This is a genomic window from Colwellia sp. NW0002-52-1 (assembly GCF_057550865.1).
This window is the reverse complement of sequence record NZ_BAAJLU010000018.1, coordinates 1-19,342: the sequence shown is the minus strand read 5'-3', so window position 1 is coordinate 19,342 and position 19,342 is coordinate 1. Positions and strand designations below refer to the sequence as shown.

Below are 19,342 nucleotides of genomic sequence, written 5' to 3'. Positions count from 1 at the left end.
AAAGCTTTACTTTGAACCACTATATTGAAATTTGATTATGAAAATTGTTTATTTTGGGAATAATTTATTTTCCTCATGTTTAAAGCATTTAATGGCCCAAGGTCATGAAATACTCAGAGTATATAAAAATAATTCAGCACGTAACTCTTCGATTATCGATAGCGTATGCGCTGACAACTGTATCCCTTTACATAGCCATAAACCGAGCGAGAGTGAATTAAATCAATTAATAACACTCGGGGCAGAGATGTTTATTGTTGCTGAATACTCTTATTTACTACCCGTAACCAAAGTAAAGTATGCCATTAATATTCATCCGACATTATTGCCTGAAGGTAGAGGCCCAACACCTTTGCCTTTTTTAATAACACAGCCAAAGTTTTCAGGAATAACGTTACATAAAATTGCTGAAAAATTTGATTGTGGTGACATTATATTACAGAGCCAGTTGTCACAATCTGCCAATGAAACGCTAACCACCTTGATGATAAAAGTACATCTTGAATCCGTAAATTTGTTACAACGTTTTTTTGACAATATCGAACATTACTATAACGCTGCACGCCCACAAATTAACCACTCGTATTGGCCTAGAACAGATGTTGCTGAACGAATTTTAGATTTTAAAATGTCGATAAATGATATTGACCAAAAAGTTAAGATCTTCGGGCATATGGGGCTGTTAATTAAGTTAGATAAAGATTTATGGACTGCCACTCATATTGAATTAATTGCATATAAGCCTACTGCACAACCTGGACATGTAGCCTTTGAAGACGAAAGCTTACTCGCTGTTAATGCCTTGGATGGTATTGTGTGTATACATAAGTCATCGCTATCCTTACTGCCAACTTAGCCAGGGACGTCTAGGTATTTAATGTGATAATAATCATAAAAAATAAGCTGAAGTGGACTAGTGCGCTGGTATGTTAAATAGTAATTGTTTTGATAGGTAATTATTTTATGCTATTAGCTTGACCTGTGTCTTAGACACAGCTGTAAAATCTATTCAAATTATTAAAATTAAGCTACTTAATTTATCGATAAAAGGTTAATGCCATGACAGTTACTGAGCTAGCGAATGCAATGAATACCACGCCTGATACCGTTCGATATTACACTAAAATTGAATTTATAACGGCAAGTAAAAACCCAACGAATGGTTATAAAAATTATGGGAAAACAGCCCAGAATAGACTTAAATTCATTTTAAGTGCTCGGCAATTAAATTTCTCGGTTGCAGAAATAAAAAATATTTTATTGGAATCCGATAAAGGACATTCTGCTTGTCCATTGGTTAGAGGAATTATCGAAAATCATTTGGCTGAAACAGAAAAGCAATTTCAAGCGGCATTTGAATTACGAGAAAAACTAAGAAGCGCGATTGATGATTGGCAAAGTAAGCCTGATAAAGCGCCAACTGGACAAATGATATGTCACCTAATAGAAGCAGGGAAATATTAATTTATTAAAGGAGATTGTGATGAGCAAATTAACTGAATCGACTCAAGAATTAATTATTGAAGGAGCAGGTTGCGCTAGTTGTGTAAGTAAGATTGAAACAGCGTTAAACAACACCCCTGGTGTTGAGGATGCACAGATGAATTTTGCTTTACGTATGGTTTCAATTACGGGCGATGTTAACGCAAAAGTATTGATTAATGCGATTGAATCTATTGGTTATAACGCCAAAAGTGTTAATGAGAGCAGCGATAATGAATTAATCGATGAGAAAGAAATTGCTGATCAAAAATACTATAACAGCCTAATCAAACAAATGTGGATGGCCTTAGGTTTAGGTATACCGTTAATGGTTTATGGCCTGGCTGGTGGGGCAATGACGATTGACACATCTTTAGCGCGAACTGTTTGGTTATTTATTGGGGTTTTGTGTGCGGCCATCATGTACTTTTCGGGTAAACATTTTTACTTAGGTGCTTGGAAGTCACTGGTTAATCATAGCGCTAATATGGATACTTTAATTGCCTTAGGAACAGGCACTGCTTGGGTATATTCTATGGTAGTGGTCTTATTTCCTGTGGTGTTGCCAGAGATGGCTCGCCATGTTTATTTTGAAGCCACCGCCATGATTATTGGTTTAATCAATTTAGGTTTAGCGCTTGAAGTCAAAGCCAGAGGAAAAACCAGTGAAGCGATAAAACGTTTAATTGGCTTACAAGTTAAAACCGCGAGGGTTGTACGGGACAATAAAGAGCTTGATATTGCGATTGAACAGGTTTTACTTGGTGACATTGTACGCGTTCGCCCAGGTGAAAAAGTGCCTGTAGATGGGGTTGTAATACAGGGTAATACTGCCATTGATGAATCAATGTTAACAGGCGAACCTATGCCTATTGAAAAAGGTAAGGGCGATGAAATTGTTGCTGGCACACTTAACAAATCAGGCTCAATTTTATTTCAAACCACGAGAATAGGTAAAGACACAGCCATAGCACACATTATTAATATGGTGAAAAAAGCACAAAACTCTAAGCCATCAATTGGACGATTAGCCGATGTAATTTCAGCGTATTTTGTTCCTGTTGTCATGATAATTGCAATTGTAAGCGCTTTAGTTTGGTTTAACTTTGGACCAGATCCTGTTATTGCTTATGCCGTTGTTTCAGCAACAACGGTGTTAATTATCGCTTGCCCATGTGCCCTGGGTTTAGCAACGCCTATGTCTGTTATGGTTGGTGTCGGTAAAGCAGCAGAATCGGGGGTTTTGATTCGCAATGGTGAAGCGCTACAAACGGCCTCTAAAATTACTGCAATGATATTAGATAAAACAGGCACAATTACTGAGGGTAAACCGACAGTCACCGATATTATTATTGCCGACAGAAATTATAGCGAGCAACAAATTTTAACTTTAGCTGGAAGTATTGAAAGGAACTCTGAACACCCACTTGCCCAAGCTATTGTTGACTCAGCATTGACTAAAAACCTTATGCTTGAGAACACTACAGATTTTCAAGCTATTGCAGGTTATGGAGTACAAGCTAAGTTAAACGATCAGCAATTAATTTTTGGCAACCAAAAGCTGATGTTAAAAAACGCTATAGCGTTAAATGACTTTGTAGCAAGTGCGCAGCAACTTGCTGATAGCGCTAAAACGCCTATGTATTTAGCTATTGATAATAAGTTAGTGGCAATTATAGCGGTTTCTGATCCAATTAAAACTGACTCAGTGGCTGCCATTAAAAGACTACAAGCTAAAGATATTAGAGTGGTAATGCTAACGGGTGATAACAGAGCAACGGCAAATGCAGTAGCAAAGCAAGTTGGTATTAAAGAAGTGTTTGCTGAAGTGCTACCGGAAGAAAAATCTAACAAAGTTGCTGAGTTACAAGCGCAAGGCGAAATTGTAGGTATGACAGGAGATGGCATTAATGATGCACCCGCTTTAGCCTTAGCTAATGTTGGCTTTGCTATTGGCACAGGGACAGATGTAGCGATTGAAAGTGCCGACATTACATTAATGCGAGGATCTTTACATGGCCTTGCTGATGCTATTGTGGTGAGTAAAGCAACATTGAAAAATATTAAGCAAAACTTGTTTGGCGCCTTTATTTATAATGTGGCAGGTATACCTTTTGCCGCAGGTATTTTGTATCCATTTTTTGGTTTAATGTTAAATCCCGTTGTCGCAGGTGCTGCAATGGCATTTTCATCATTAACGGTGGTAAGTAATGCCAATCGTTTACGTTTATTCAAACCACAATAATACTTATGAAAGGGCAAACACATGCTAATAATTAATTTAACAGGCTTAGGGTTAATCATTTTAATTATATGGTGGTTCTGGTTATATAAACCGAGAGCAACAGTGGTAGATGTTAAAAGTGATAGCACTGATAGCTCAAAAAGTAATGAAGTTATTGTGGTGGTTGATGCAGGCATTTATCAACCTGCTCATCTTTTATTGCCGGAAAATAAGCCTTTAAATATTAACTTTATTCGCAAAGACTCTAGCTCGTGTGCTGCGACTGTGATGTTCCCTGACTTTGATATAAGCGCAGAACTACCGCTTAATAAACTTGTAAAGATACATCTACCGGCTATGCAACAAGGTGAATATGTATTTCATTGTCAAATGAAAATGTATAACGGAACACTATTAGTTAAATAAACCAGTCTTACAGATAACCCATGTCAGCATGAGTGTTTCGCCTGAAAACCAATGGAAATCAGGGGTTTGTGTGGCTTCAAGTCAGGTTAGCGTTAAAAGTTAACCGCTTTAATTTGAGTGACCTAAGGTATGACTTAATGAGGCAGCAAGTTGCAAATGGAATAGACCACATAACATTTTATTGATTAACTTACTTGATATTTATCATAGCGTTAAATCGAGCTAATGTTGATTATTACCTTCAAGATATTTTAATAATATCGTGAATAAATAGCCGTCAGAATAATCTTTAAACATTAGTACTTTAGACTATTACACTTTAGCTACATTTTAAGTAAATTTAATTAATTACATTTGTTAATACATAGCTTACAATTGATAATAGTTATCATTACGCAATGTGGTTAAGGTTATTTAACATGAAGAAAAGCGCTACCTATTTTTGTCATTCCAATAGTTTATTATTAAAAATTAAACACAAGTTATTCAGCATAGCGGCGGTGATTTTTCTGTCGCTTAATTTGCTTTCAATACAGGCTTCTGCCCAAACTAACGATACCGCTCAATTACGCCAACTAGCTCAGTTAGCCGAATATATAGGTGTTGATTACGCTGATGCGGTTGAAAATGCCTTAGTGATTAATGAAGGTGAATACCAAGAAATGCTTGAGTTTTCATCTATAATAGTTGAGCGAGTTTCGAGTCAAATTGGCGAAGAGCAAAAAGCAGCAATTTATAATGAATCGTTAGCGTTAGAACAGGCGATTAAAAACAAAGAGTCTGTAAGTAACATTCGCCAAATAAGCGCAACAATTCGTGGTCAGTTGTTAGCTATATTACCTGAGTCATTATTACCGAATAGGTTATTACCGGAAAAAGATACACAAACTTTATTTCAAGAAAACTGTGTTAGCTGCCATGGTGCGACCGGCAAAGGTGATGGTATTTTAGCAAAGGGCTTATCGCCAGAGCCAACCAACTTTACTGATAAAACAAGAGCTGTAAACCGCTCATTATTAGGCTTATTTGACGCTATTTCTAACGGCTTAGATGATACTGCAATGCCAGCGTTTACACAGCTGAAAGAACAGCAGCGTTGGTCATTAGCATTTTATGTTGGTGGACTTGCTTTTAAAGATAAAACTAACGCAATACAACCTTCAATAAAGTCTTCAACAAATTCAGCACAAGACATTGATTTGCAAAACTGGATAAACTTTAATCCTAGCCAATTAATCAATAGTGATGAAAATATTAACGCCAATTTTATTGATACATATCGTTCAACGCCTTCTTTATTGTTTAATAAACAACAAAATCCAATTGATATCACTAAAAGCCAACTAAGTGCTGCCATTAGTGCCTTTCATAATAATGAATATGCCAAAGCTAATACCCTTGCCGTGAGTGCTTATCTTGATGGTTTTGAATTAATTGAAAATAGTTTAGATGCAAGAGACGAAGTTTTACGTAAGAACATTGAAGTAAATCTTATTAATTTGCGACAAGTTATTAATACGGCAGGGGAAGAAGAACGACTCAAACAATTATCAGCTGAAATATTTACTCAGTTAGATGAAGCCGAGCAACTTTTAACAGGGGCAGCATTATCAAGCAGTGCTTTGTTTTCTGCGAGTTTGGTGATTTTACTACGTGAAGGGCTTGAAGCATTATTAGTAGTTATTGCACTCATGACAGTACTAATTAAAACCAACAGACGTGATGCAGTTAAATATGTACATGCTGGTTGGATATTAGCTTTAATAGCCGGCGTTGCAACATGGGCTTTAGCACAGTCTCTTATAGACATAAGTGGTGCAAGCCGTGAAGTAATGGAAGGTGTTGCAGCACTACTAGCCGCAGTTATGCTGTTATATGTAGGTATATGGATGCACAGTAAAACCAATGCTGAGCAGTGGCAAGCCTATATTCAAAAGCATATAAATACCCAGTTACGTGCTGGTACATTATGGGGATTAACCTTACTTGCATTTATTGCCGTGTATCGTGAAGTGTTTGAAACGGTTTTATTTTATCAGTCGTTGTTAACACAAGCGGCTTCAGAGCAATATTCTGTTGCGGTTTCTGGCTTTGTTACTGGTGCCGTTATTTTAGCGGTGGTAGCTTGGGTGATATTAAAGTATTCAATAAAATTACCTATTGCGCGTTTTTTCTCTATGACCACATATTTGTTACTCGCATTAGCATTTATATTAATGGGTAAAGCGATTAGCGCTTTACAAGAAGCGGCAGTGATCAGTATTTCGGCCTTGCCAATACATGTTGATTTACCTTGGATTGGTGTAGGTTCAACCTGGCAGGGAGCTATTGCGCAAATTGCGGTTATTTTGTTTTTTGCCTTTTATCGAATGTCTGCCCAGAAAAAAGCAATAGAAGTGACTTAATGTTATAAGTTACTAAGACTTTTTATTCAAAAATAGAACGAGTTTACATCGTTAATTAAAGGTTAGCTTACAACGTAAATTGAGTAAGCTAACCTATTTTGGGGCATCAAGCTCTTTTGTTTTTTTATTTAATTTTTGGCTAACCATTTGCACTGGCCAGCAATCAACTTATCCAGCTACATAACAGTATTTCTGTTTAATTAATGCTTTATCAATTCGTACATCAGCTAGTGATAATGAATCTTTCCCTTTCATCAATAAAAGTTTTAATCCCCCCCATTTTCGACACTATTTAATCTAGGTTTTAATCAGTTTATTTATAAGTTAATTGCCTAATGTTTGTTATTAATCCTTAAATACTAATGGTTACAGGCAAGTTTATATAGCCAAGATAACCATCTGAATTAACTATAAATCTCTGGGTTACAATTTAATTGAATTTTAATTTGTGATTTGAAAATCCTTTACTAGTATTAATTTTATGCTTGTAGAACAAATGTTTCTAATGATCAAATGGAGTAGTCATGAGTCAAACACGGATTAAAAGCTTCCCTTCGTTACAATTAACTCCCTGTAAGCTGAAAACATACCTAAGTATAGCTTTAGTTTGCGTTCCCTTTTACACAAATGCCATTGAGTTTTGTTTGTTTCAATCTAAAGCAGTTGATTGAAGGGAATAATAGTATGCCGAAAATAAATGTAGGTTTAGCTGTAGATGGGAATTTTAAAATTAAATAATTTTAATTTAGTTACATAAATTTTTTAACTCATTTAGAAATTGCACAATGAATTATCAGGAAGGATTATATGCAAAAGTCATTAGTTGCTGTATTGGTTACATTATCATTAAATTCAGGGGTTACTCTGGCAGAAACTGTCGGAACTAAAGGAGAAAGTGTAGCCCAAAAAGATGATTCAACAATTACAACCACTGATCTTGTTAATCGACTTACCGGAAGTGGGATAACAATTACTAGCTCAAACTTTGTAGGTGATAATATTCAGGTTGGTGTCTTTGATAACTTTGGCTTCTTGTTAGACCCAACTGGCGTTAATGACTTTTCCAGTGGCGTTATTCTCAGTACTGGTTCAGTCGAGCCGGTAGTCGCAACGGGGGGCTCCAATACTGCAGATAATCAAAGTACTACTATTAGTGGAACGGGTTCATTGGATAATGAGCTAGAAGAATCTGGCTTTGATCATGCAAAGCTGCAATTCACTATTGAGCCTGAGTTTGATACCTTGATATTAGACTTTGTTTTTGGCTCAGAAGAATATAATGAATATGTAAATTCAGGCTTTAATGATAAACTAAAGATCATGGTTGATGGTACAAATTGTGCCCTCACACCCGATAATCAAGCGTTTAGTATAGATACCGTTAACCGAGCAGGGGAGTTTCCTCCTGCAGTGGGAACAGCTGGCCCTTCTATTAACCCAGAATTGTTTATAAATAATGATCCAGGAGCAAATTCTGGTGAAGTCAGTACCGCAAATTTTACCACTGAGATGGACGGTTTTACTAAAAGAGTTACTTGTCGTGCTTCAGTAACACCAAATCAAGAAGTGAGTGTAATTGTTGGCGTGACCGATGACGGGGATGCAACTCTAGACTCATGGGCTTTTTTTAGAGCAAAAAGCTTACGTGCAGAGCCAGGTGGTGATTTAGGCGATGCGCCAGACTCTTATCAAACACTTTTATCTTCATCTGGCCCAAGCCATACTATTGTAGAAGGCATACATTTGGGCACTCAGCCTAGCGGTGATATTGACGGCTTTCGTGATGGTTTTGATGATAGTAATGGTACAGCAAGAGATGATGTTGATGACGGTATTGCCACTTTCCCACAGTTAGACGATACCGATACCACCTATGCTATAACAGCCAATGTAACTTCCTTTAATGGTCAAACTGCTTACATTGGGGCTTGGATTGACTTTGATGGTAATGGCTCGTTTGAAGCCGACGAATTTACCAATAAGATTTCAGACGCTGGTGCTGTTGTAAATGAAGCTACAGATGAAATTGCTGCAGGTACCTACGAAGAAGATATCACCATTACATGGGACTCTATTCCTGCTGGCACTCAAACAGGAGACAGCTTTGCCCGTATTCGTATTTCTAATACACCTTTAACATCTGGCGACTTTGGTGGCAGTTTTAATTCTGGTGAAGTTGAGGATTATGGTTTTGTTATTTCTGGTGCGGCTGATGCCACAGCACCAGTGGTAACTATTGACGATCCAACACTAGTTACTGCAGCCGATGATACTTCTTATTTTATATCAGGTACTTGTACTGTCGGAGACGGTGTGGTTACTGTTGTAGTAGATGATTTAGATGGTACGCCCTCAGGGCTCACCAGCTCGCCTATTTGTAGTGCAGAAGGTATTTGGACCGCTACATTTGATGTTTCTAGTGTTAATAACGGCTTGGGCCAAGTGATTATTAATGCCTCACAAACAGATAAAAATAGCAATGTAGGCAATGCAACACAAAAAGCTGCCGATAAAGATAGCACATCAGCAATAACACTGAATAACTTAGGTAAAGCGACAACAGAAAATCAATTCGCATATACAGTAAATGGTAGCTGTGTTGACGCTAACACCCCTGTAACAGTGTTAATTTCTGGCTTACCTTCAAAAACTGCGGTATGTGCAGATGGCTCTTGGCAGGCAACTTTTGATGTAAGTCCTATTGCAGATGGTGCTGGAGTAATTGTTGCAGATGCCAATGATAGCTCTGGTAGTACCGTACAAAAAAATGCAGATAAAGATACTACTGGCCCAGCATTAACTTTAAATTCATTAACTGCTGCTAATGCTTCGAATCAGGCTAGCTATAACGTAACTGGCATGTGTGAAAGTGCTGGCACAGAAGTATCTGTGTATATACCAGGTGCAACGCCTGAGCGCCAGCGTGTTACTTGTAATGCTGGTATGTGGACGGCAACCACTAATGTCACTGCCATTGCAGATGGCACTGATGTTATTGCCGTATTTGTTGAGCAAACCGATTTAAGTGGCAATAACTCAGCAGTTGATGACGAAGCAAATAAAGATGTGGTATTACCTACAGTTGTTATTAACGCTTTAACAGTAGGTAACAATGCAAATCAAAATAGCTATCCTGTAAACGGCACATGTACCATTGGCGATGGTGATGTAACCGTTGCTGTTGCTGGCGCTACGCCTGCAAGCCAAGCGGTAAGTTGTACTGGGGCAGGTACATGGAGTTCAACATTTAATGTTAGCGCGATTGCAGATGGCACTAACGTAATTGTTGCTGATGCAAACCAAACTGATACCGCGGGTAATACCGGTAATGCTACTCAGCAAAGTGCGAATAAAGATATTGTACCTCCTACCGTGAGTATTGATGCCTTAAACAATGCAAATGCCGCTAACGCTAGTACTTATACTGTAAGTGGTAGTTGCTCTGTTGATGATGGTAATGTCACCGTGTTTATTGCTGGGGCAACACCCGCTAATCAGCCCGTTAGTTGTTCGCCTGGTGGAACTTGGACAGCCACTTTTGATGTAAGTGCGATAGCAGACGGAACTAATGCTATTGTAGTTGATGCAATTCAAACAGATGCTGCTAATAATACAGGAACTGCAACACAGGCGACTGCAGATAAAGATATTATTGCACCGAGTGTTGTGATTAACGCACTCAGCGATGCTAATGCCAGTAATGCTTCGGCGTATGTGATTACGGGTACGTGTACGATAAATGATGGTAACGTAACGACTTCAATAACTGGTGCAACACCGAGTAGTCAAGCAGTCGCCTGTTCTGCAGGGGGAACATGGACTGCGACCTTTAATGTTTCGGCAATTGCAGATGGCACTAATGCCATTGTTGCCAATGCAAATCAAACTGATGATTCAGGTAATACGGGTAATGCGGTGCAATTATCAGCAGATAAAGACACGGTTGTTCCGGCAGTGACGGTAGATCCTTTAGTTGAAGTTAATGCCAATAATGTAACTACATATCCGGTCACGGGTACTTGTTCAATAGGAGATAGTAATGTTGTTGTGATGCTAGCGGGAGCAAGCCCTGCTAGTCAAAGTGTAGTGTGTAATCCAGATGGAACGTGGAGCGCAACATTTGATGTCAGTGCAATTGCAGACGGTGAAGAAAATATTGTTGTTAATGCGAACCAAACCGATGCATCTGGTAATACAACCACTACTGCTAACCAAGCAAGTGATAAAGATAGTACGCTACCCGTTGTTGTAATTGATACATTAGTCGATGGTAATATTGTTAATAAAGCGAGCTACCCTGTAACCGGTACCTGTACTATAGGCGACGGTAATGTCACGGTCGATCTTGTAGGGGCTACGCCTAGCAGCCAAGCAGTTACTTGTAATCCTGATGGCACATGGAATGCTACCTTCGATATAAGCGCAATAGCTGATGGCACAGATGTAATTGTTGTTGATGCCAACCAAACTGATACCTTTGGTAATATAGGCAATGCTACACAACTCACTGCAAATAAAGATGAAGACCAACCTATTGTATCTATCTTAAATGCGCCTGCCACGGTCAACAATACGAATACCTTTGTACTGACCTTCGAGTTTAGCGAAGACGTTGTAAACTTTGATGTCAGTGATGTTGAATTCACAAACTCTACTTTAGCGAATTTCACAATAATTGATGGCAACACTTATACCGTTGAAGTTACACCTGATGGCGGCGGCGATGTAGCAATAAGTTTAGCGCTAGGTGCAGGCCAAGACTCAACCGGAAACGATACAAACGCGACGTCAGTTGTGGTTATTTTTGACCAAGATAGTGATGGCATTAGTGATGAAGATGAAATAGCACTTGGGCTTGATCCTACCAGTAACGATAGCGACAAAGACGGCATTCCTGATGGCACTGAAATTGGCGATGTCAATAATCCTAATGACAGTGATGGCGATGGTGTAATTGATGCAATTGACCCCGATGACGATAACGATGGTATAGCAACTGCAAATGAAGATGCTAACTTAGATGCTGACAATAACCCTGCTACAGGTATAACTGATAGTGATGCTGATGGTATAGCTGATTATTTAGACACTGATTCAGACGGCGATAACATTACCGATGCGAATGAAGCAGTGGCAAGCGGCAATGATACCGACAATGACGGTATTGATGATGCGATTGATGTTGACCAAACCGGCGGTGTTGATGCCAATGGTGATGGTGTTGATGACAATGTTGTAGCAGCGAATACCGATGGTGATTTAGCCGCTGATTATCTTGATATTGATAGTGATGGCGATGGCATTCCTGATTTTTGGGAGTCTGGTGCTTTAAATGTCGATTCTGATATGGACGGCATTGACGATGCTTTCGATGTAGATATTACCGGCGGAACAGACGCCAATGGTGATGGTATTGATGACAATACAACCCCTGCAAATAGTGATATTGACACTGCACCAGATTTCCAAGATCTAGACAGTGACAATGACGGTATTTCGGATGCCATTGAGTCGGGTGCTCTCGGAGTAGACACTGACGGCGATGGTATTGACGATTACTTTGACGTTAATGAAACCGGCGGAATTGATGCGAATGGTGATGGTATTGACGATGCAGTAACGCCAATTGATACTGATAACGATGGCATACCAGATTTCCAAGACCCTGATAGTGATAATGATGGCTTACCTGATGTTATTGAGAATGGTGCCACAGGTGTAGATACCGATGGTGATGGTATCGATGATGCCTTTGATGTCGACCAAACTGGTGGTGTTGATAGCGATGGTGATGGTATGGACGACAATACCAGCCCATACGCACTAGACTCAGATGGTGACGGTACACCTGACCATTTAGATTCCGACAGTGATAATGACGGTATAAACGATGGCGTTGAAGCAGGTTTGAGCGGTAATGATACTGATGGTGATGGTATTGATGACAGCTTAGATGTAGACCAAACGGGCGGCACAGATACTAACCTTGATGGTATAGATGACAACGTTGCACCCGTTGATACAGATATGGACGACAGTCCTGATTATCTCGACCCCGACAGCGATAATGATGGTTTACCAGACGTTTTAGAAGGTAATTCTGATACTAACATGGACGGTACTCCTGACTATTTAGATACTGATAGTGATGGCGACGGCATAGATGATGGTGTTGAGTCTGGTGCAACAGGTATCGATAGTGATAATGACGGTATAGACGATGCTTTTGATGTAGACGAAACCGGTGGCGTTGATGCTAATAATGATGGTGTAGACGACAATATTGCTCTGCCAGATAGCGACGAAGATGGCAGACCTGACTTCCAAGATAGTGATATAGATACAGACGGAGATGGTATTCCTGATGTTGTCGAGGGGAATGGCGATATTGATGGCGATGGTATTCCAAATTATTTAGACACTGACTCTGATGGCGATGGTATCAACGACTCTGATGAGGGAACTGGCGATATCGATGGTGATGGTATCCCTAATTATTTAGATACCGACTCAGATGGCGATGGTATTCATGATGCTTCTGAAGGCAATGTTGACTCAGATGGTGATGGAACACCTGATTACCTGGACCTTGACTCTGATGGTGACGGAATAAGCGATGCAGATGAAGGTAATGGTGATACAGACGGCGATGGAATTCCTAACTATTTAGACGATGACTCTGATGGTGACGGTATCAGCGATGCAGATGAAGGTAATGGTGATACCGATGGTGATGGTGTTCCAGATTACTTAGACAATGACTCTGATGGTGATGGCATTAATGATTCAAACGAGGGCAACGGTGACAGTGACGGTGATGGCATTCCAGATTATTTAGATAGTGATTCTGATAACGATGGTATCAATGATGCTGATGAAGGTAATGGTGATTCCGATGGAGATGGTATTCCTGATTACTTAGATAGTGATTCTGATGGCGACGGCATTAGTGACGCTGATGAAGGTGCTGGAGATAGTGATGGCGATGGAACACCTGACTACTTAGACACTAGTCTAGATGAAGATGGTGACGGTATTCCAGATATTGTTGAAGGTACTGGCGATGACGATATGGATGGTATTCCAAATTATCTAGATACCGACTCTGATAATGATGGCATTGTCGATGGTTTTGAAGCAGGTAATAGTGGGATCGACACTGATGGCGATGGCATAGATGACAGCTTCGATGTCGACCAAACTGGTGGTGTAGACGCTAACGGTGATGGTATTGATGATGATGTATTACCAACAGACTCTGATAATGATGGTGTAGCTGATTATATTGATGTAGATAGCGATAATGACGGTGTTCCCGATGTTGTAGAGTCGGAACTAAATGCAATCGATTCAGACTCAGACGGTATTGCTGATCAATATGATGTAGATGCAACTGGTGGTACTGATTCTGATGGCGATGGAATCGATGACGTCTTTGATGTTGATGTTACAGGTGGTTTTGATGCTGACGGTGATGGTATTGATGATGCCTTACTTACCTTCACTGATACTGATGGTGACGGAATTGCCGACTACTTAGACCTAGACAGCGATAACGATGGTATTAGCGATGGTGTAGAAGCCGATGTTAGTGGTGTTGACGCCGATATGGATGGTATTGATGATGCATTTGATATCGACTTTACCGGTGGCATGGACGTTAATAACGACGGTATAGATGATGATATCAATTTAACGGATACTGATGGAGACGATATTATTGATATGCATGATCTAGACAGCGATAACGATGGCCTGTTAGATACTCAAGAAGCTGGTGTTACTGACGAAAATGGTGATGGCTTTGCTGATGATCCTAATGTGTTAGTTATAAGCCCAATAGATACAGATGGGGATGGAACACCTGATTATCGCGACCTAGACAGTAATAATGATGGTGTTTTTGACATTATTGGCACACCGGGTTCTGGCTTAGATGTAAATAATGATGGCATGATTGATCCAGCAGACGATATTGACGGTGATGGGATTTATGACAGCTACGACGCTAACCCAGGTGGTCGAGGCACTAGCCCTGGCACAGATGATGATGGGGACGGGATACCATCACATGTTGACAAAGATGACGATAATGATGGCATCGCAGATATAGTTGAAGGAGTCGGCGATAGTGACGGAGATGGAATACCAGACTATTTAGATGTTGATAGTGATAATGATGGACTACCAGATGCTTTTGAAGCAGATAGACCTGCACCTACAGGTCTGGATTCAGACGGCGATGGTATCGATGATGCCTATGATGTAGATACTACTGGGGGTATAGATAATGATGGTGATGGTATAGATGATATATTTGTTATCGCAGATACTGATAATGACGGTATACCTGATTACCTTGATCTAGATTCTGATGGTGATGGTATAAACGATTCACAAGAACAAGTACTTGCGCAACTTAGTGGAGTAGACAGTGACAATGATGGTATTGATGATGCTATTGATGTTGACTTTACCCTTGGCAATGATGCTAACCTTGATGGCATTGATGACAACGCACTTGACTTGATTGATATCGATGGTGACGGTATAGCAAACTTCCGAGACCTTGACAGTGACGGTGATGGAATAAGCGATAACGTAGAAGGTGATATAGATTCAGATGGAGATGGAATACCTAATTATAAAGACCTTGATAGTGATAATGATGGCATACCAGATAGCCAAGAAAATGGCGACTTTAACAATGATGGTATCAACGATAACTTACAGGAACCTCGTGAAGTCGAGTCGACCTTAAAAGGTGCAGGAAGTAGTGGATTTTTAATTATTGGAGGAATGTTACTCATGGTAGTAATGCGTAGGAAACGCCAATTCATGGCAATAGCTTTATTGATATCGATGAGTTTTTCTAGCCAAGCTGAGAAAAACTGTCAAAACCTAGAAGATGAGGGGTGCTGGTACCTTTCAGGCTCACTTGGTATGTCGTTTCTTGATCCTAATGAAAATGACTCCGGCTGGAAAATCTTTGATGATAATGGCAGTTCTTATAAACTTTATGGTGGTTATGCATTTAACGACCATTGGTTTGCTGAGTTGAGCTATACCGACTTAGGCGAAGCACGTTTAAATAATTCTAACCCAAATATTATAAATACTTTGAAAGTAGAGTACACAGGTATTGCTGCACAAGCCGGTTATTGGTTTAAGCCAGTAGGAGATGAATGGAATGCTTTTATAAGAGCAGGGGTTTCATTGATAGATTCAAGTAGTAACTTTGAACAATACCATGATCAACTTAATAGTAGCCAATTTGTATTCGGTGGAGGGATTCAGTGGCGGTTTAATGATAGTTGGATGACACGGCTTGAAGTTGACAGTTATGATAAAGATGCGATTTATCTAGGGTTAAGTATCAGCAAATTCTTCGGTGAAAGTAAAACAGTTAAGCGAGCTAAAACTTTATCTCGTTCAATTAGCAATCTAAAACCGGAGACTAAATCAAAATCTGAATCAAAGTCGAAAACAGTACCCAAAACACAGGCGACCATTGTACCAGTTAATAATCCAGACTCAGATGCCGATGGAATTCTGAATCAAGCAGATCAATGTAAAAATACCGCTAAAGGCTTAGTTGTAAATATAAAAGGTTGTCCGGTAACGCAAAAATTTATCATTCAGTTTGATAATAACTCTACAACTATCAGTAGCGAATTTAAGCAAAAGATTGATGAAATAACCCAGCAATTAACGTTATATAACGAAGTTAACTTAACACTTGAGGGGCATACAGACTGGCGTGGAAAGCAAACATCAAATCAACCATTGTCAGAGTCAAGAGCAAATATAGTTGCAAAGGCTCTTATGCAATCTAGCAATTTATCTGAATCTGCTATTTCGGTCAGAGGTTACGGTGAACTTCAACCTATCGACACCAATGAAACTGAAGCGGGTCGATATAACAACCGCAGAGTCGAAGTGGTTATTGAAGGACATTAAAACGAAGCTTTCTAATTATTACCGTTAAACATAAGTTTTAATAATATTTAAAGGAATGTTAGCGCATTCCTTTTTTATTTGTATTAGTTAATTAATAAGATTTAAACAGACATATTCCAAACTTGTGCTTTGAAATGTTTACGACATAAAGATTCGTAACGTTCATTACCACCCACCTCAATTTGTTCTCCGCCTTGTACCGCTTGACCATTTTCATCGCAACGCATAACAAAGTTGGCTTTTTTACCACAATGACAAATTGTTTTTAATTCGACTAACTTATCAGCCCAAGCTAATAATGCCGCACTGCCTTTAAAAGTCTCACCTAGAAAATCAGTGCGAATACCGTATGCTAATACCGGCACTTTCAATTCATCAACAATGTCGGTTAATTCTTTTACTTGTAGTTTAGTTAAAAATTGCGCTTCATCGATTAAGATACAAGCAATTTTACGTTGACTAACTTGCTGCTTTACTTGGCTGAATATATCAGTGTTATCATCGAAAAGTAGCGCGTCGGCATGAATACCTAGTCTTGACGACACTTTACCTTTAGCAAATCTATCGTCAATTTGTGCCGTAAATAACAAAGTATCTAAGCCACGTTCTTGGTAGTTATAAGAAGATTGTAATAAATGAGTCGACTTGCCGGCGTTCATAGTTGAATAATAAAAGTATAATTGTGCCATTGCTCAATAATGTCCTAAATATGGGAGTTTAATTGTTTATGTTATTTATTTTTTTATTAATTTTAATATCAATTAATAACTCAAAGGATTTGCTACTTCAGTACTCGCCCCTAAAGTATTTAGTAGGTTAGTCAATAAACTACTGGCACCAAAGCGAAATTGGTTTTTGGTGGCCCAATCTGTACCTAAAATATCATTCGCTAGATCCAAGTAAACCTTGGCATCTTCAGCATTTTTAACGCCACCGGCAGGTTTGAAACCAACCTGAGTATTTTTATTTTTAATAACTTTTAGCATTAACTCGGCAGCTTTTGGCGTAGCATTTATTGTTACTTTACCGGTCGATGTTTTGATGAAATCAGCACCTGCAGCAATACAAATTTCACTAGCTTGGGTAATAAGTAGGTCAGATTTAAGCTCACCAGTTTCAATAATAACCTTTAACAGTGTGTTTTTACCACAAACTTGTTTGCAAGCTTTTACAAGTTCAAAACCGATTTTTTCATCGCCATTCATTAAGGCTTTATACGGGAATACCACGTCAACTTCATCAGCACCGTAGGCTATCGCGGCTTTTGTTTCAGCCACGGCTATAGTTACGTCATCGTTTCCGTGAGGAAAGTTTGTCACTGTCGCTATTTTAATCTCAGGCGTACCTTGTAAAGCTAACATTTTTTTTGCTAATGGAACAAAGCGAGGATAAATACAAATAGCGGCGGTATTGCCACAGGTAGTTCTAGCCGTTTGACAAAGCTTTATAATATCTTCAGCAGTTTCAATGTCGGTTAAGCTGGTTAAATCCATCATATGCAATGCGCGTTGTGCGTAACTTTCTAATGTACTCATGATGTTTCTCTGTAGTTTTCTTGGTTTAGAATTGGAACAGCCTAGCGAAAAGCCAGGCTGTTAAATTATAATGTTAATGCTTTAAGTTATAAACTTACGAATACACCAGCAATAGCAGCACTCATTAAGTTAGCCATAGTAGCCGCAAGCATTGCTTTCATACCTAAACGTGCAATATCAGGACGGCGATTCGGCGCCATTGAACCTATACCACCAAGTAAAATAGCAATAGATGATAAGTTAGCAAAGCCACATAAAGCGAAGGTTACGATAGCTTGGGTTGTTGGTGAAAGTGTTTCTTTTATTTCAACAAAATTAACATAAGCGAAGAATTCATTAACAACAATTTTTTGCCCAATAAAACTACCTGCTTGTAGCATTTCTTCAAAAGGAACACCAATAAGGAAGGCAAATGGTGCAAAAATATAGCCAAGCAACCATTCAATGGTGATGCCTTCAAACCCTAGTAAATTACCAAAGCCAGAAACCATAGAGTTAAGTAACGCAATAATAGCAATAAAGGCAAGTAGCATGGCGCCAACGTTAACTGCAAGCTTTAAGCCTGAAGCGGCACCCGTTGCAGCTGCATCGATAACATTGGCGGGTTTATCGCCTGCTTCAGCTAACTCAACATCACTATAATCGTTATTAATTTCTTCGGTTTCAGGTAATAATAATTTAGCCATAAGCAAGCCACCAGGAGCTGCCATAAAAGAAGCGGCTATAAGATATTCAAGTTTAACGCCTAGCCCAGCATAACCGGCTAAAATCGAACCAGCAACGGATGCTAAACCACCAACCATAATGGCAAAAAGTTCAGATTGACTCATTCTTGAAATATATGGACGAATAACTAGCGGGGCTTCTGTTTGACCAACAAAAATATTGGCGGTAGCCGACAGTGATTCTGGCTTTGATGTTTTTAACAGCTTTTGTAAACCGCCACCAATAATTTTTACTACCCATTGCATAATGTTCAGATAATAAAGTACAGCAATCAAGGATGAGAAAAAAATAATTACCGGTAACACTCGAATAGCGAAAACAAAGCCAACACCATTTTCAAACATGGCATCTGTACCTAAGCCGCCGAATAAAAAGCTTATGCCGGCCTCAGCACTATTAATAACTTGTTGTACACCATTAGTAACTGAGCCCAATACATCTTTACCAAAAGGCACGTAAAGTACAAAAGCACCTAATATAATTTGTAATGAAAAAGCAAAACCCACGGTTCGCCAATTTATTGCACTGCGATCTTTTGATAAGAAAAATGCTAATGCTAATAAAGCGAAAATACCAAAGACTCC

Annotated in this window: 9 protein-coding genes; 6 read left to right on the top strand and 3 right to left on the bottom strand. The window is 39.2% G+C overall.

Annotated elements, in window-relative coordinates; genetic code table 11:
• Positions 1-37 precede the first annotated feature (37 nt).
• The 6 genes from AC27H3_RS15220 (at position 38) to AC27H3_RS15195 (ending at position 16,497) form a co-directional block, all read left to right on the top strand.
• On the top strand, positions 38-856 hold the full coding sequence (locus AC27H3_RS15220; protein ID WP_487107485.1) for a formyltransferase family protein: 819 nt from the start codon (positions 38-40) through the stop codon (positions 854-856).
• Positions 857-1,059: 203 nt separating this feature from the next.
• Complete coding sequence (locus AC27H3_RS15215) at positions 1,060-1,464, top strand: MerR family transcriptional regulator (RefSeq protein ID WP_487107483.1); 405 nt, start codon at positions 1,060-1,062, stop codon at positions 1,462-1,464.
• Positions 1,465-1,483: 19 nt separating this feature from the next.
• Positions 1,484-3,727, top strand: a complete 2,244-nt coding sequence (locus tag AC27H3_RS15210) for a heavy metal translocating P-type ATPase (protein ID WP_487107481.1) — start codon at positions 1,484-1,486, stop codon at positions 3,725-3,727.
• A 21-nt stretch (positions 3,728-3,748) separates the two neighbouring features.
• Positions 3,749-4,132, top strand: a complete 384-nt coding sequence (locus AC27H3_RS15205) for a cupredoxin domain-containing protein (RefSeq protein WP_487107479.1) — start codon at positions 3,749-3,751, stop codon at positions 4,130-4,132.
• Positions 4,133-4,551: 419 nt separating this feature from the next.
• On the top strand, positions 4,552-6,537 hold the full coding sequence (locus AC27H3_RS15200) for a cytochrome c/FTR1 family iron permease (RefSeq protein WP_487107477.1): 1,986 nt from the start codon (positions 4,552-4,554) through the stop codon (positions 6,535-6,537).
• An 807-nt stretch (positions 6,538-7,344) separates the two neighbouring features.
• The gene (locus AC27H3_RS15195; protein ID WP_487107475.1) at positions 7,345-16,497 is read left to right on the top strand and encodes a choice-of-anchor L domain-containing protein; all 9,153 of its coding nucleotides are present in this window, start codon (positions 7,345-7,347) and stop codon (positions 16,495-16,497) included.
• Between the two features lie 101 nt (positions 16,498-16,598).
• On the opposite strand, the gene AC27H3_RS15190 is transcribed toward AC27H3_RS15195, so the two are convergent.
• The 3 genes from AC27H3_RS15190 to AC27H3_RS15180 form a co-directional block, all read right to left on the bottom strand.
• Positions 16,599-17,186, bottom strand: a complete 588-nt coding sequence (locus AC27H3_RS15190; RefSeq protein ID WP_487107473.1) for a thymidine kinase — start codon at positions 17,184-17,186, stop codon at positions 16,599-16,601.
• Positions 17,187-17,258: 72 nt separating this feature from the next.
• Positions 17,259-18,032 (bottom strand): deoxyribose-phosphate aldolase, encoded by a 774-nt coding sequence (gene deoC / locus AC27H3_RS15185; RefSeq protein WP_487107471.1) that lies wholly within the window; start codon positions 18,030-18,032, stop codon positions 17,259-17,261.
• 86 nt (positions 18,033-18,118) lie between these two features.
• Entirely contained in the window at positions 18,119-19,330 is a 1,212-nt protein-coding gene (locus tag AC27H3_RS15180; RefSeq protein WP_487107566.1) for a NupC/NupG family nucleoside CNT transporter, read from the bottom strand.
• Positions 19,331-19,342 lie beyond the last annotated feature (12 nt).